Raw genomic sequence first — 13,903 nt, 5'->3', positions numbered from 1 at the left:
CGGTCTGCATGGCGAAAGCTCCCTTGTGGAAAAGGGAGCTTTGGCCGTTGGTTCGGGCTGGGTTTCAGAACACGGGCCGCTAGGCGTTCCGGCGCTTGTAGGCCGCCGTGGCAAAGGCGTAGGAGACGACGAGGATTCCAAGGCACCAGGCCAGTGCTACCCAAATATCCGTTCCGGCCGGTCGCTGGGCGAACAGGTCCTGGATGGTGTTCACGATGGACGTCACCGGTTGGTTCTCGGCGAACCAGCGGACCGGACCGGGCATGGTTTCCGTCGGAACGAACGCCGAGCTGATGAACGGCAAGAAGATCAGCGGGTAGGAGAAGCCGCCGGCGCCGTCCACGGACTTCGCCGAAAGGCCCGCGATGATGGCGATCCACGTCAGGGCCAGGGTGAACAGTGCCAGGATTCCAGCTACGGCCAGCCAGTCCAGCACGTTCGCCGAAGTCCTGAAGCCCATGAGCAGTGCAACTCCGACGATGATCACCAGGGAAAGTCCGTTGGCCACCAACGATGTCAGGACGTGTGCCCACAGGACCGAGGAGCGCGCGATCGGCATGGATTGGAACCGCTCGAAGATGCCGCCCTGCAGGTCCGTGAAGAGGCGGACCGCCGTGTACGCGATGCCCGAAGCGATGGCTATCAGCATGATGCCCGGGAGCAGGTAGTTGACGTAGTTTTCAGTGTCGGTCCGGATGGCGCCGCCGAAAACATAGACGAACAGCAGCATCAGGGCGATCGGGGTGATCGCGGTGGTGATGATGGTGTCCACGCTGCGGAAGATGTGCCGCATGGAACGGCCCAGCAGGACCGAGGTGTCTGTGAAGAAGTGGGTGTTCATGACCTGTCCTTTGCTGGCTCGCTTGTTCCGGTGCTTCCCACGAGGGCCAGGAAGATGTCCTCCAGGCTTGGTTGCTTTTCCACGTACTCCACCTTGGCGGGCGGCAGCAGCTGCTTCAGCTCCTGGAGCGTGCCGTTGGCGATGATGCGTCCCTCATGAAGGATGGCGATTCGGTCTGCCAACTGTTCGGCCTCGTCAAGGTACTGGGTGGTGAGCAGGACCGTGGTGCCTTTGTTGGCAAGGTTCTTGACGATCTGCCACACCTCCAGGCGGGCTTCCGGGTCGAGTCCGGTGGTGGGCTCGTCCAGGAAGATCACCTTCGGATCGCCGATCAGGCTCATGGCGATGTCCAACCGGCGACGCATGCCGCCGGAGTAGGTTGCCACTTTGCGGGAGCCGGCATCGGTGAGGCTGAACCGGCCCAGCAACTCGTCGGCGATCCCGCCGGGATTCTTCAAGTGCCGCAGCTTCGCCACGAGTACCAGGTTCTCCCTGCCGGTCAACACCTCGTCCACTGCGGCGAACTGACCGGTGAGGCTGATGGACTGCCGCACCTGGAGCGACTCGGTTGCGACGTCGAAACCCTCGACGGCGGCCTGCCCGCCGTCCGCTGTGAGAAGCGTGGACAGGATCTTCACCATGGTGGTCTTGCCGGCCCCGTTGGAGCCGAGAAGGGCGAAGATGCTGCCTGACGTTACCTCGAAATCCACCCCGCGGAGGACGTGGAGATCTTTGTACGACTTCTCTATGCCCTGCACCCGGATTGCCGTGGAAGTCATGATTCCGCTTCTTTCGCTTTGTCGATTGCCTTGTTGAGGCGCTCGCGCTCCTTGTCGATCCAGCGCTTTCCGCCGTACGCCTGGGCAAAGGTCTCTGCGAATTCGATGGGATCGTCGCCGACGATCCCGCTCACGGGCGTACCGTCGACGGCTGCGCGTTCCCAGAGGTCCGCCAGGTCCGTGAACATCTGGACCATGGTGTCGCCTTCGGTCACGCCGCCGTAGTACATCAAGTACCGGTTGAAGGCGGTGGCTACGGTGAGGTACGGCTCGGGCAGGGCATCCAACCGTGCCTTGGCTTGCTTGTACTGCTTCTTCTGTTCGAGCGATCCGGTGACGAGCTCGATCCATTTTGCTGCCATGTTATTTTCCTTCCTTGCGGAGCTGTTCAAGCCGTTCGGACAAGAAGCTCCAGGTGTTCCAGAATTCGTTCAGTTCTTTTTCGCCCTGGGGGTTGAGCGTGTACACCTTGCGGGGTGGCCCCTTTTCGGACGGCCGCTTCTCGACGTCCACCAGCCCCTTTTGTTCGATCCTGACCAGCAGCGCGTAAACGGTGCCCTCAGCGATCTCGGTGAAGCCCTGCTCCCGGAGCAGCGTGGTGATTTCATACCCGTACGCTGCCTTTCCGGTCAGGAGGGCCAAGACGATGCCCTCCAATGTGCCTTTGAGCATCTCTGTCATTTGCTTGCCCATCGGACACCTCCCTCGCTACTCAGTATTACTATCTACCACTACATAGTAGAACTAAGTACCAGTACTTAGCAACACTAGGTTCCGAGAAAGTGGCATGCTGGGGTCGTGACTACGGAACCTGCCGCCGCGCCCGCTTTGATGACTGCCGCCGTCGAGGGTGGAACGTTCTCCCTGCGGCGCGCCCGCAGGGGCGATTTGCCGCGGATTCTCGCGCTGCTCGCCGACGACCAGCTGGGTGCCGTCCGCGAAAGTGCCGACGATCCGGCGCCGTACGAGCGGGCCTTTGACGCGATCGACGCCGACCCGGCCCACCTTTTGGTGGTGGGGGAACTCAATGGCGAAGTGGTGGCCACCTTCCAGGTCAGCTACATTCCAGGCTTGTCCCGCAGGGGCTCCTGGCGCTCGCAGATCGAGGCCGTGCGCGTGTCCGGGGAGCTGCGTGGGCAGGGTGTCGGTGCGCTCATGATCCATTGGGCCATCGACCAGGCCCGGGAGCGCGGCTGCTCGCTGGTCCAGCTCACGACGGACAAATCCCGGGTTGCGGCGCACCGCTTCTACGAGCGGCTGGGGTTTGTTGCGAGTCATGAGGGTATGAAGCTCAAGCTCTAGGTGCAGCTGCCCTCCCACGCGTGGGCAGCTGCACCTTGACTATTAGGGTCCCTAACTATTAGGCTACCTAAATATGAACGGTTCTCCTGATCCCCGCCTCACGGACCTCGCACAGGACTTTCGCGAAGCACTGCGCCTGGGCGTCTACATGTTCCGACGCCTGGACCCGGAGGGCGAGTTGACGGCTGCCCAGCTGAGCCTGCTCTCCATGATCTCCGACGGCGGCCTCCGCGTGGGTGACATCGCCAAGAACCTGGGGATCAAAGTCCCGAGCGCCACAGAGCAGATCATCAAGCTTGAGCGTGCCGGCCTGGTCACCCGTCGACCCGACCCCGACGATTCCCGCGCCGTCCAGGTGGCCATCACCGACGCCGGGACTGCCGCCGTCGAATCGGCCAACCAACGGCGGAATGCCATGGTGGCCGAGCTGCTGCAGGGCCTCAGCGCACAGGAAATCGAGCAGCTGGCCGCGGCACTTCCCGTCATCAGCAAAATCAACAGCTCATTCCAGAACTAACACGAATTAACGCACCGACAAGGAGCAATTGAATGTCACGCCAGTTGGCTGACGCTTCAGCAAGCGCCGAAACAACCATCGAAACCACCCTCGAAGCTGAGAAGGCTTCCCTGCTCAAACAGCCGAAAGCGGTGTGGGCCACGGCCCTCGCGGCTGTTTTCGCCTTCATGGGCATCGGGCTCGTGGACCCCATCCTCCCTGCGATCGCCAAGAACCTGCAGGCCTCCACCAGTGAAGTGTCATTGCTGTTCACCAGCTACTTCCTGGTGACTGCGGTGGCGATGTTGATCAGTGGTTTCGTGTCGTCCCGGATCGGCGGCAAGAAGACGCTTCTCATCGGCCTGGCGATCATCGTGGTGTTTGCGTCGTTGTCCGGCCTGTCCGGCAGTGTTGAGCAGCTGGTTGGCTTCCGCGCGGGGTGGGGACTCGGCAACGCGCTGTTTGTCGCAACTGCCCTGGCCGTGATCGTCGGTGTGGCCAGCGGTGGTACCGGCACAGCGATCATCCTGTACGAGGCCGCCCTGGGCCTGGGCATCTCGCTCGGCCCGCTGCTCGGTGCCCTGCTTGGCGGATGGCAGTGGCGCGCCCCGTTCTTCGGCACAGCGGTCCTGATGGCCGCAGCATTTATCGCACTGTTGGCATTGCTCCCCAAGACACCTTCCCCGGCGAAGAAGTCCCGCCTCCGGGACCCGCTCCTCGCACTTGGCCACAGAGGCCTTCGCACCACCGCAGCCAGCGCGCTGTTCTACAACTACGGCTTCTTCACCATCCTCGCCTTCACTCCCTTCATCCTGGGAATGGATGCCTACGGCATCGGGGGAGTGTTCTTCGGTTGGGGCGTTGCCGTAGCCGTGTTCTCGGTATTCGTGGCTCCCGTCCTGCAAAAGCGCTTCGGTGCCGTCAAGGTCCTGACCGGAACGCTGGCTGTCCTGATGCTCGACCTCGTCGGGCTGGGACTGGCCGCCGGGCACTCGGTGACTGCCGTCGTCGTGCTTGTCATCGTGGCCGGTGCCCTGCTGGGCATCAACAACACGGTCTACACGGAACTGGCCATGGGCGTCTCCGATTCGCCGCGTCCCGTCGCGTCGGCGGGCTACAACTTTGTCCGCTGGATGGGCGGCGCGCTGGCTCCCTTTGCCGCCGCGCAGCTCGGCGAGCACTTCGGGCCGCAGGTGCCGTTCTTCGCTGGCGCAGTTGCCATGGTGATTGCCATCCTGATCGCGTTCAGCGGCCGCAGCTTCCTGTCGTCCCACGAACCGCACCTGGTGTAACAAGCCACCACAGCAAAGAAGCCCGGCGGATATGATCCGCCGGGCTTCTTCGTCTGCTATTTGCCTTCGTCCGAGGTGACCGGCAGCGGCGCTACCGGCGCCCCCTTCGGGACGAACAGGGTTTCCGCCTGTTCCAAGGACATGCCATTGGTCTCGGGCACCTTGAACATCACAAAGAAGAACGACGCCGCGGCGAACGCTGCGTACATGGCGTATGTCAGGGGCAGCGAACCTGCCGCCATGATGGGGAAGCTGAGCGTGATGGCAAAGTTGGCGATCCATTGCGCGGCGGCCGCCAGGCCCAAAGCGCGTGCGCGGATCCGGGAGGGGAAGATCTCGCCCAACAGCACCCACACGAGCGGTCCCCACGAGGCGCCGAAGCTGATGACGAAGATGTTCGCCGCTACCAGGGCGATGGGTCCCCAAGCACCCGGAAGGGTGATCTCGGAGCCAGTGCCGACCGCGGAGGAGAAGGCCAGCGCCATGACCCCCAGCGATACTGCCATGCCGATGGAGCCGGTCAGCAGGATGGGCCGGCGGCCAATCCGGTCCACCAGTGCGATGGCCACGAGCGTCACCAGGATGTTGGTGATGGAGGTGGCCACGGAAATGGTCAGGGAGTCCTTTTCCTGGAATCCAACGGCCTTCCACAGAGTGGTGGAGTAATAGAAGATCACGTTGATGCCGACGAACTGCTGCAGCATGGACAGGATGATGCCGATCCACACCACGGGCAGCAGGCCGAAGCGGTTGCCGCGCAGAGAGCCCTTCTTGGTGGAGAGCTTTTCCTGCTGGATGGATTCGCGGATCTCGCGGATGTGCCGGTCGATGTCGTCGCCCGGAATGAGCTTGTTGAAGATGGTGCGGGCCTGGTCTTCCTTGCCGTTGAGTACCAGGAAGTGCGGCGACTCGGGCAGGCGGAAGGCGATCCAGCCGTAGATGGCGGCAGGCACGGCGCAGGCGATGAACATCCAGCGCCAGGCTTCGATCCCGAACCACAGCGTTCCGTCCGCGCCGCCGGCAGAGTTGGCCAGGACCGCGTCGGAGAGCAGCGCCGCAAAGATACCCGTGGTGATGGCCAGTTGCTGGAGCGAGGCCAAACGGCCGCGGACGTGCCGCGGGGAGATTTCCGAAATGTAGGCGGGGGCAATCACGGATGCGAGCCCGATGCCGAGGCCACCTACCAGCCGCCAGAAGATGAGGTCCCACACGCTGAAGGCGAGGCCGGTTCCGATGGCGCTGACCAGGAAGAGGAGTGCGCCGATCTTCATTGCGGGGATGCGGCCGTACCGGTCGGCAACTTTACCGGCCAGGTAGGCGCCCACGGCACAGCCGAGCAAGGCCACGGCGACAGCGAAGCCGGTGAGAGCCTCGCTCATGGCGAACTCGCCCGCCATGGCATCCACCGCACCGTTGACTACGGACGAATCAAAGCCGAACAGGAAGCCGCCAACTGCGCCGGCGACAGCCAGGCCGATCACCTTCCGGGAAACGTGGGGGGCGCCTGCTTCGGTGCTGGGACTGGACATGGGTCTCCCTTGGGAAAGATGTGTGGGAATGCGGTGCGTGACGTCGTCGGCTGTTCCGACGGGGACGCCGGTGCACTCGCGCTACACAGTGTGGCACGTCATATCCGCCAAGTTCCAGTCAAGTGATGGACGTGACATGCATTCACTTTCTTAACCCATTCAGCCCTGATCACGGGCTGTGTGTTCACTGGTAGTCCGTGAACGGTGCTCGTCCGGACCTCCAGCCCGCCTTTTGAGTCCACAAATTGAACACAAAGCACGACGACGGCCCTTAGGGATGGTGCCATCCTCAAGGGCCGTCGTCGGACGGTATGCTGCTTGGTTTCGCGGGGAACTAGTGGGCCGGAACTGAATCCTTTGCGGCAGCCTTGGGATCCGTGAGCTTCTTGTTCGGCAGCGCGAAGCTGATCAGGAAAGCGATGATCATCAGGCCCGCAGCGGTCAACATGACCACGTCAATTGCCTGCGCAAAGCCCTCCGTGATCGGCCGGGTCAGCGTGCTGTTGGCCGAGTGCAACCAGCTGGTGTCGTTCAACGAATCGTTGTTGGCACCGTTCTTGAAGAAGTCGAACAGCTTGGCGTTCGCAGGATCCGAGGCCACGGCAGGGTCCCGCATGACAGCTTGGTAGTCGGGGCTGGATGCTGCTGTTTTCATGCCGTCTGCGATCTTGTCCGCGGCCGTGCTGAACAGCATGGAGATGAACACTGCCGTGCCGACGGCGCCGCCCATGGAACGGAAGAACGCGGCCGTGGAGGTGCCAACGCCCATGTCCTTGGGCGGGACGGATACCTGCATGGCAAGGGTCAGCGGTTGCATGCAGAAGCCGAGTCCGACACCGAAGAACACTGCGATCAGTCCGGGAACCCACAAGCCGGTGTCGACGCCCAGGACTAGCCCCATGACCGTTGCTGCGCCTGCAAGCACTGCCGTTCCCATGATCGGGAAGATCCGGTATACACCGGAGTTGGAGATCGTGCGGCCGGCGGAGATGGAGCCGAAGAGGATGCCCACGGTGAAGGTGATCATCATCAGGCCTGCCTCAGTGGGAGTAAGGCCCTTCACCAGCTGCAAATACATGGGCAGCATGGCGATGGCACCGAACATGCCGATACCGATGATGAAGTTCAACAGCGAGGACAAGCCGAACGTGGTGTTCTTGAAGAGACGCAACGGAATCAGCGCGTAGTCGCCGGCACGCTTCTCGGCGAGGAGGAACGCCACGATGCCGATGACGCCCAGGCCGTAGCAAAGCCATGATCCCGCAGAGGACCAGCCCCAGGTGCGGCCTTGCTCAGCTACCAGGAGCAGCGGAACAATCGCCAAGGTGATGGCGGCTGCGCCCCAGTAGTCGATCTTCTGCTTCACGTGCCTGACCGGCAGGTGCAGGTACATGAAGACCACCACCAGCGCGGCAAGGCCGATGGGGAGGTTGATGAAGAAGACCCAGCGCCAGCCGTCGAAGCCCAGGATGTTGGCTGAACCGGCAAAGGCACCGCCAATGACAGGGCCAAGGACAGACGAGATGCCGAAAACGGACATGAAGTAGCCCTGGTACTTGGCCCGGTCCTTCAGGGCAACGATGTCGCCGATGATGGTCAGGGCCAGCGCGAGGAGACCGCCGGCGCCCAGGCCCTGGATGCCGCGGGCGATGGCAAGCTCTGTCATGGAGTGGACGGATCCTGCGTACAGGGAGCCGGCGAGGAAGATCAGGATGGCCGTGAGGTACAACGGGCGGCGGCCAAAGATGTCGCTGAGCTTGCCGTACAGCGGGGTGCTCACCGTGGAGGTGATGAGGTACGCCGTAGTGGCCCACGCCTGCAGGGACAAACCGTCGAGGTCGTTGGCGATGGTGTAGATGGACGTGGACACGATGGTCTGGTCCAGCGAGGACAGGAACATGCCGAGCATGAGTCCCACCATGACGGTGAGTGTCTGACGATGGGTCAGGACCTCACCAGCAGCCCGAACGGGCGTGGAATTGGACATATCTTCTCCAGAGATGGCAGAAAAGTGGGATTAAGCAGGATAGTTGCTTTCAGTAACTATCCTAACGCCCCGATCATTCCCAGCGGGAGAATATTTCTTGGCCGACCCTCTTCAAGTCTCCTCCGCTCACCTCAGCGTTCCAGGAGGATTCCGTCCGGATCGCTGAAGATCATCACCCCGGGACGGATGCGGACATCGTCGATCACGAGTTCCACATCGACCTCGCCGGCCCCCGTCTTGGCACTCTTCCGGGGGTTACTTCCGAGGGCTTTGACGCCCAGGGAGAGCCGGGCGATGGCCTCACGGTCGCGGATGGCTCCGTAGATGATCACTCCGGCCCAACCGTTTTCCACGGCGCTTTCAGCGATCATGTCGCCCATGAGGGCAGTCCGCAATGAACCTCGGCCATCGACGACCAGGACTGCTCCGCCGCCGGGCGTGGCCAGGACTGATTTCACCAGCGCGTTGTCCTCATGGCACCGGATAGTACGGACGGGGCCGCTGAAATGCGTGTGGCGTCCAAGGTTCTGGAACTGGACAGCAAGGGACTCGAGTTCCTCACCGCGTTCGTCGTAGAGATCTGCCGTATTTACATGCTGGCTCATGGTGCTTCTCCTCCGTGGGTTTGAGGCCACACTAACGCGCCACACGGGCTGCTTGGGTGCGTATTTCGGGCTATGTGAATAAACGACGCGACGGCGGTTCAGCGTCACTCCGCCACGCTAGGCTGAATTCACACATTCAAATGAGGGGAACCTGCCATGAGCTTGTCCGACCTTCCGGGGCCGGTACCGGATCCCGCTGTCGTCCGTGGCGGCACCACGGCGCTGGCTGAACCGGTTAAACCAGTCCGCCCTGTTTGGGTCACCGGCGTGGTACTGGTCAACCTGGGCATCAACGCAGCGTTCTTCGGTCCCCTTCAGGTTCTCCTGGGCCAGCAGGCTGCCCACTTTGACGAGGGCCAGAAGGAGGCCATCCTGGCCTTGGTCACCGGCTGCGGTGCTGCAGTTTCCATGGTGGCGAATCCCCTGTTCGGCGCCTTCAGCGACCGGACCACATCCAGGTTTGGGCGGCGGGTTCCCTGGGTTCTGATGGGAGCAATCCTCGGCGCCGTTGCCCTTGTTGCCCTGGCGGGCGCGCCCAACGTAGCTGTGATGACTTTGCTGTGGTGCCTGGTGCAGGCGGGAGCCAACGCCATGTATTCGGCCATTACCGCCGCCGTCCCGGACAGGGTTCCCGTGCCGCAGCGCGGAACTGTTGGCGGCTTGGCCGCCATGGGCCAGACGGTAGGTATCCTCGTGGGCGCCGTGATCGCCGCCGTCGTCGCCGGAGACTTCGCCGCAGGTTACTGGGTGTGCGCCGCAGCGCTGTTGGCCGGCGTCGTGCTTTATCTCTTCAAGAGCGATGACCAGCCCCTTCCGCCCCAGGAGCGGCCGCCGTTCAGCCTGTGGCCGTTCCTCAAGGGTTTCTGGGTTTCGCCGAAACGTTACCCCGACTTTGCGTGGGCCTGGCTCACCCGGCTGCTGGTCAGCACGGGCAACCACATGATCACCCTGTATTTGCTTTTCTTCCTCAGCGACATTGTCCGTCTCAAGGAAACGCAAGGGATCGAGCCCGAGTTCGGCGTGCTGGTTTTGACAGGGCTGTACGCCGTCATGGTCATCATCACCAGTGTCCTGGGTGGACGCCTAAGTGATCGGATGGGAAAGCGGAAGCCCTTGGTCATAGCGTCGTCGGTCATCATTGCCGCGGCGTCGTTGATTCTTGCCTTCGCTCCGACGTGGATCGGCGGACTTGCCGGCGCGGCCGTGCTCGGAATCGGCTTTGGGGCCTACCTTGCGGTGGACTTCGCGCTGATCACCCAGGTCCTGCCCACGGCTCTGGATCGCGGGCGGGACCTGGGTGTCATCAACATCGCGAATTCGTTGCCGCAGGTGATCGCACCAGCGATCGCCTTCGTATTTGTTCAATACTGGGGCGGCTACGTCTCGCTGTACGTAGCCGCCGCAGTCATTGGGCTCCTGGGTGCCGTGTTCGTGGTCAAGATCAAGAGCGTCGCGTAGGCCTAGAAGACGTAGTTCATGACGTTCCAGCCGCTGCCGACTACAGGTTGGCCTTTCCACTTGAAACCGTAGATGCCCCAGCTGCTGAAGCCGGAGGGATCAGCGAGGTACATCGTCAGTAGGCCGTTCGGGCTGATGCCGTAAACATCGTTGTAGCCATCGCCGTTGAAGTCTCCGGCAATCCCGAAACGAGTGAGCGCCTCCCAGCCCCTGCCAATGGTGCCGTCATAGGCGGCGGGGCTTCCGTAATCATAGAAGAAACCGTTGCGCGTGGAAGAGCGTGCCTGCAGGTCGCCCCACCAGGTGCGGCTAAGGACCACTGCCTCGGGTGTGCCGTAGAAATGCCCTGCGCCGGCAGCATCAAGTCCCTGCCAGCCTGTAGTGACTTTGCTTGGTGCTAGCCAGCCGCCGCGACCGTTTCCCGGGTAGAGGAATACGTTGCCTGCTGCGTCCTGGGCAAGGATGTCATTGGTGCCATCGCCGTTGAAATCGCCGGGTGCGATGAGGTTGACGAAACCCTGCCAGCCCTGACCGATCTGGAAGGCCTGCTTCCAGGCTCCGGCACCATTGCCTTGGTAGAGGAAGAGCCGTCCGTAGCCGTCGCGGCCCATGACGTCCACAGTTCCGTCGCCGTCGAAGTCACCCGGTGACACGAGCAGGTTGTAGATGTGCCAGCCATTGCCGATGACACGCGGAGCCTGCCAATTGCCTCGGCCGTCGGTGGGGTAGAGCAGGAGCCGGCCAGCGGCGTCGCGGGCGAACAGATCGAAGGTGCCGTCGCCGTCGAAGCCCTTGGAGCGGGGTGCCGCTTCGATCGGCATGGCATCCGCCGTTTCGAGGCCGGAGGTTGTTTGAACGGCGGCGGTTTCGGAGGTCGCTGTTGCTGCGGATGCAGGCAGCGCCGAGGCAAGCAGCCCAGCGGCAACCAGTGGAACAGTGAGAAGCGTGAGCAGTCGTCGAGGACTGCGGCGCGCAGGCGCGCGCAGGGCAGGTTTGAAGCCCAAGGATTCCCCCAAGAAAATAAGGCGGCACGGAGACGGCCGAAAGAGATCAATTGGGATGACACTACCGCCTGCAGCGGCGCCGGGATAGAGGGCCCCGTTTATGACGAAGGCCCCGTCCGGATATCTCCGAACGGGGCCCTCAACGAAGTGAAACTAGAACAGGTCGGTGAACCCGCCCCAACCCCAGCCGACCACAGCGCTTCCGGTCCATCCGGCGGCGCCGTTGCCGTAGTAGGCACGCAATTGACCGGAACTGTCGACGGCGAAGACGTCCAGCTTTCCGTCGGCGTTGATATCGCCTGCGCTTCCGATCTTGCTCATGCCGCCCCAACCCCAGCCGACCACTGCCGTGCCGCTCCAGCCACCCGCGCCGTTCCCGCTGTAGAGCCTGAGGTTCCCGGCGGAGTCGCGGCCCAGGACGTCCACGTTGGTGTCGCCGTCGAAGTCGCCAGGAGTGATGAGTGCATCCAACGCGTTCCAACCCTGGCCGATCACGGTTCGTGGCAGCCAGCCGCCGTGTCCGTCGCCGGGGTAGAGGTAGAGGACGCCGTTGGCATCGCGGGCCATGATGTCGTTGTTGCCATCGCTGTTGAAATCGCCTGGAGCTACGAGGGAGGTGAAGATATTCCACCCCGTCCCTACTTTGCGGGGACCGTTCCAGCCGCCTGAACCATTGCCGCTGTAGAGGTAGAGGCCACCTGACGAGTCCCGGCCCAGGACGTCGTTGTTGCCATCGCCATCGAAGTCACCCGGAGACAACACGGTGGGGAAGATGTTCCATCCCATGCCTACGGTTCGTGCGGGTTCCCAGGTGTTGTTGGTCCGCGGGTACATGAGAAGGGCGCCGTCGGAGCGTCGGGCGAGCAGCTCGAAGGCACCGCGGCTGGTGAAGCCGTTGGGTCGGTTGGAGGCCGAGATCGGTGCGGTCTCCTCGCTCGCTACTTCCATGTCCTCGCACGGGTAGGCGGCCACGAGGTGCGCGGCGATGGTTTTACCGCGGTCCTCTTCGCCCAGTACGTAGTTGGGCCAGGTGGGATGGTCCGTGGCGACCTCGCCGTCCCTGGTCCAGTAGAGCCGGGTGTCGGGGCCGGCTCCGGCACCGCACCCCTTGTAGGCGTAGGGATCCCATGTGACGGTGAGCGTGGAACCGACATAGGGCGCACCGGTGATGACCGGCGGTTCGGGATCCATGGTGGCCATGGCGGGCGCGGGCCCCACAACCATGGCCGCGACGATCGCAGCCACTGTTGCGGCAACCGCTCGACGCACGCCAGACCCCAGGCGTGATGGAGCGTACATTGTGTCCTCCCCAGACTTTATGAAGTTAATGGTACAGCGTCCGGGTTTTTAGAAGATTGCTGTGAACCATCCAAAGCCTGCCCCCACGGCCTCGGAGCCCTTCCAGCCCGCACGACCGTCGCTGTAGTACGTCAGCAGGCGGCCCTGCTGATCCACGCCGTAGACGTCGGGGTACCCGTCGCCGTTGAAGTCGCCGGCAGCGCCAACGTACTTGAGTGCGTTCCAGCCAACGCCGATCATCCATGAGCGCGACCATCCGCCTGCGCCATTGCCCGTGTAGACGAACAGGTATCCGTTGCCGTCGCGCGCCAGCAGATCCACATTGCCGTCGCCGTTGAAGTCTCCCGGCGTCACCAAAGCGTTCATCACGTTCCAGCCGGTTCCGACGGCGGTGCGCGGCAGCCAGCCTCCCGCGCCATTGCCGGGGTACAGATAGAGGGCGCCGCCAGGCTCCCTGGCTAGGACGTCGTTGTTGCCGTCACCGTTGAAATCACCCGGGCCGATGATGGAGTCGAAAATGTTCCAGCCGTTGCCGATGGCACGTGCCGGTTTCCAGCCGCCGGCCCCGTCACCGCTGAAGAGGTAGAGGCCGCCCACGGAATCACGGACGATCATGTCGCTCTTGCCGTCGCCGTCGAAGTCCCCAGGGGAGAAAGCCAGGTTGAAGATGTTGAAGCCGTAGCCCACGGTCCGCGCAGCATCCCACCCTGCGCCGTTGCGGCCATACAGAAGCAGCGATCCGTCAGAGGCCCTGGCAAGCAGCTCGAAGCTCCTGCCGGTGAACCCTGCCGCACGGTTCACGGCGCCGACAGGCCTGGTCTCGGCGCTGTGCAGGGATTCTCCACCGCAAGCGGTCTTGCTGGCAGTAACGTGGACGGCCATCCTGGAGCCGGTGTCGTCCGCCTCCAGGTTGTAGCTCGACGTCGTCTCCCCGGCCACCAGGAATCCGTCCCGGGTCCAGTAGATCGAGTAGTCGGGGCCTTTGCCGCCACCGCAGCCGTAGAAGGTGTAAGGGCCGATATCTGCGGTCAGCTGTTTGCCCACGAAGGCTTGACCGTTGAGCAGGGGATCGGGTCCGTTGCTGGGCGCTGCCGACGCCGATAGGGAACCAAGTGCCATGGCCGCCACTGTGGCGGCCAGCAGCGCCGCTGCCATCCGGCGTCGTATTGTCCCCATGCGTTTCCTCCTGCGGGTTTCAAGTCTGCATGAAAGTGTATGCGGGCGGCCCGCTATTTCCGGGAGCGGCGGCCGCCGGGACTCCGGGGGACTCTCAGGGAACGGTCAAGAAGCTCCCGTATCATTGATGCGATC

General features: G+C 63.0%; 14 protein-coding genes. 4 read left to right on the top strand and 10 right to left on the bottom strand.

Annotation, left to right across the window (positions count from 1 at the left end; translation table 11 throughout):
• Nucleotides 1-79: 79 nt before the first annotated feature.
• The 4 genes from ACNAOU_RS20535 to ACNAOU_RS20520 are packed head-to-tail and all read right to left on the bottom strand — an operon-like array spanning nucleotide 80 to nucleotide 2,313.
• Nucleotides 80-841 (bottom strand): ABC transporter permease, encoded by a 762-nt coding sequence (locus ACNAOU_RS20535; protein WP_018780185.1) that lies wholly within the window; start codon nucleotides 839-841, stop codon nucleotides 80-82.
• The gene (locus ACNAOU_RS20530; RefSeq protein ID WP_422757636.1) at nucleotides 838-1,620 is read right to left on the bottom strand and encodes an ABC transporter ATP-binding protein; all 783 of its coding nucleotides are present in this window, start codon (nucleotides 1,618-1,620) and stop codon (nucleotides 838-840) included. Before ACNAOU_RS20530 ends, ACNAOU_RS20535 begins: the two co-directional genes overlap by 4 nt.
• Entirely contained in the window at nucleotides 1,617-1,982 is a 366-nt protein-coding gene (locus tag ACNAOU_RS20525; RefSeq protein ID WP_064723657.1) for a DUF1048 domain-containing protein, read from the bottom strand. Before ACNAOU_RS20525 ends, ACNAOU_RS20530 begins: the two co-directional genes overlap by 4 nt.
• A 1-nt stretch (nucleotide 1,983) precedes the next feature.
• Nucleotides 1,984-2,313, bottom strand: coding sequence for a PadR family transcriptional regulator (locus tag ACNAOU_RS20520; RefSeq protein WP_039243288.1), 330 nt, complete (start codon nucleotides 2,311-2,313; stop codon nucleotides 1,984-1,986).
• A 138-nt stretch (nucleotides 2,314-2,451) separates the two neighbouring features.
• Between ACNAOU_RS20520 and ACNAOU_RS20515 the strand changes: the two genes are divergently transcribed.
• The 3 genes from ACNAOU_RS20515 (at nucleotide 2,452) to ACNAOU_RS20505 (ending at nucleotide 4,710) form a co-directional block, all read left to right on the top strand.
• Nucleotides 2,452-2,922, top strand: coding sequence for a GNAT family N-acetyltransferase (locus ACNAOU_RS20515; RefSeq protein ID WP_422758698.1), 471 nt, complete (start codon nucleotides 2,452-2,454; stop codon nucleotides 2,920-2,922).
• Nucleotides 2,923-2,995: 73 nt separating this feature from the next.
• Nucleotides 2,996-3,439 carry a MarR family winged helix-turn-helix transcriptional regulator gene (locus tag ACNAOU_RS20510; protein WP_018780180.1) on the top strand — a complete coding sequence of 148 codons (444 nt, stop codon included), beginning with the start codon at nucleotides 2,996-2,998 and terminating at the stop codon, nucleotides 3,437-3,439.
• A gap of 32 nt (nucleotides 3,440-3,471) precedes the next feature.
• On the top strand, nucleotides 3,472-4,710 hold the full coding sequence (locus ACNAOU_RS20505; RefSeq protein ID WP_422757634.1) for an MFS transporter: 1,239 nt from the start codon (nucleotides 3,472-3,474) through the stop codon (nucleotides 4,708-4,710).
• Nucleotides 4,711-4,766: 56 nt separating this feature from the next.
• On the opposite strand, the gene ACNAOU_RS20500 is transcribed toward ACNAOU_RS20505, so the two are convergent.
• The 3 genes from ACNAOU_RS20500 to rraA form a co-directional block, all read right to left on the bottom strand.
• Complete coding sequence (locus ACNAOU_RS20500; RefSeq protein WP_422757633.1) at nucleotides 4,767-6,239, bottom strand: sugar porter family MFS transporter; 1,473 nt, start codon at nucleotides 6,237-6,239, stop codon at nucleotides 4,767-4,769.
• 334 nt (nucleotides 6,240-6,573) lie between these two features.
• A complete protein-coding gene (locus ACNAOU_RS20495; RefSeq protein ID WP_018780177.1) occupies nucleotides 6,574-8,226 on the bottom strand; it encodes an MDR family MFS transporter in 1,653 nt (550 codons plus the stop codon).
• A gap of 131 nt (nucleotides 8,227-8,357) precedes the next feature.
• The gene (rraA, locus tag ACNAOU_RS20490; RefSeq protein WP_422757632.1) at nucleotides 8,358-8,831 is read right to left on the bottom strand and encodes a ribonuclease E activity regulator RraA; all 474 of its coding nucleotides are present in this window, start codon (nucleotides 8,829-8,831) and stop codon (nucleotides 8,358-8,360) included.
• 156 nt (nucleotides 8,832-8,987) lie between these two features.
• On the opposite strand from rraA, the gene ACNAOU_RS20485 reads away from it, so the two are divergent.
• Complete coding sequence (locus tag ACNAOU_RS20485; protein WP_079582866.1) at nucleotides 8,988-10,289, top strand: MFS transporter; 1,302 nt, start codon at nucleotides 8,988-8,990, stop codon at nucleotides 10,287-10,289.
• A 2-nt stretch (nucleotides 10,290-10,291) separates the two neighbouring features.
• Here the strand turns inward: ACNAOU_RS20485 and ACNAOU_RS20480 are convergent, their stop codons facing one another.
• The 3 genes from ACNAOU_RS20480 to ACNAOU_RS20470 all read right to left on the bottom strand — a co-directional run bounded on the left by ACNAOU_RS20480 (nucleotide 10,292) and on the right by ACNAOU_RS20470 (nucleotide 13,768).
• Nucleotides 10,292-11,293 (bottom strand): FG-GAP repeat domain-containing protein, encoded by a 1,002-nt coding sequence (locus tag ACNAOU_RS20480; RefSeq protein ID WP_422757631.1) that lies wholly within the window; start codon nucleotides 11,291-11,293, stop codon nucleotides 10,292-10,294.
• A 153-nt stretch (nucleotides 11,294-11,446) separates the two neighbouring features.
• Nucleotides 11,447-12,592: an FG-GAP repeat domain-containing protein gene (locus tag ACNAOU_RS20475; protein WP_422757630.1), complete on the bottom strand. Its 1,146-nt coding sequence runs from the start codon at nucleotides 12,590-12,592 to the stop codon at nucleotides 11,447-11,449.
• Nucleotides 12,593-12,640: 48 nt separating this feature from the next.
• Nucleotides 12,641-13,768, bottom strand: coding sequence for an FG-GAP repeat domain-containing protein (locus ACNAOU_RS20470; protein ID WP_422757629.1), 1,128 nt, complete (start codon nucleotides 13,766-13,768; stop codon nucleotides 12,641-12,643).
• Between the last annotated feature and the right edge of the window lie 135 nt (nucleotides 13,769-13,903).

The organism is Paenarthrobacter sp. C1, from assembly GCF_049315185.1.
Classification (GTDB): domain Bacteria; phylum Actinomycetota; class Actinomycetes; order Actinomycetales; family Micrococcaceae; genus Arthrobacter; species Arthrobacter nicotinovorans.
The sequence above is the reverse complement of the archived record's forward strand: the minus strand, read 5'-3'. Positions and strand labels throughout refer to the sequence as shown.

What these genes read in the sequence shown, in the direction of transcription:
- ACNAOU_RS20535 (WP_018780185.1), bottom strand. Translation starts at nt 841, where the DNA reads ATGAACACCCACTTCTTCACAGACACCTCGGTCCTGCTGGGCCGTTCC.
- ACNAOU_RS20530 (WP_422757636.1), bottom strand. Translation starts at nt 1,620, where the DNA reads ATGACTTCCACGGCAATCCGGGTGCAGGGCATAGAGAAGTCGTACAAA.
- ACNAOU_RS20525 (WP_064723657.1), bottom strand. Translation starts at nt 1,982, where the DNA reads ATGGCAGCAAAATGGATCGAGCTCGTCACCGGATCGCTCGAACAGAAG.
- ACNAOU_RS20520 (WP_039243288.1), bottom strand. Translation starts at nt 2,313, where the DNA reads ATGGGCAAGCAAATGACAGAGATGCTCAAAGGCACATTGGAGGGCATC.
- ACNAOU_RS20515 (WP_422758698.1), top strand. Translation starts at nt 2,452, where the DNA reads ATGACTGCCGCCGTCGAGGGTGGAACGTTCTCCCTGCGGCGCGCCCGC.
- ACNAOU_RS20510 (WP_018780180.1), top strand. Translation starts at nt 2,996, where the DNA reads ATGAACGGTTCTCCTGATCCCCGCCTCACGGACCTCGCACAGGACTTT.
- ACNAOU_RS20505 (WP_422757634.1), top strand. Translation starts at nt 3,472, where the DNA reads ATGTCACGCCAGTTGGCTGACGCTTCAGCAAGCGCCGAAACAACCATC.
- ACNAOU_RS20500 (WP_422757633.1), bottom strand. Translation starts at nt 6,239, where the DNA reads ATGTCCAGTCCCAGCACCGAAGCAGGCGCCCCCCACGTTTCCCGGAAG.
- ACNAOU_RS20495 (WP_018780177.1), bottom strand. Translation starts at nt 8,226, where the DNA reads ATGTCCAATTCCACGCCCGTTCGGGCTGCTGGTGAGGTCCTGACCCAT.
- rraA (WP_422757632.1), bottom strand. Translation starts at nt 8,831, where the DNA reads ATGAGCCAGCATGTAAATACGGCAGATCTCTACGACGAACGCGGTGAG.
- ACNAOU_RS20485 (WP_079582866.1), top strand. Translation starts at nt 8,988, where the DNA reads ATGAGCTTGTCCGACCTTCCGGGGCCGGTACCGGATCCCGCTGTCGTC.
- ACNAOU_RS20475 (WP_422757630.1), bottom strand. Translation starts at nt 12,592, where the DNA reads ATGTACGCTCCATCACGCCTGGGGTCTGGCGTGCGTCGAGCGGTTGCC.
- ACNAOU_RS20470 (WP_422757629.1), bottom strand. Translation starts at nt 13,768, where the DNA reads ATGGGGACAATACGACGCCGGATGGCAGCGGCGCTGCTGGCCGCCACA.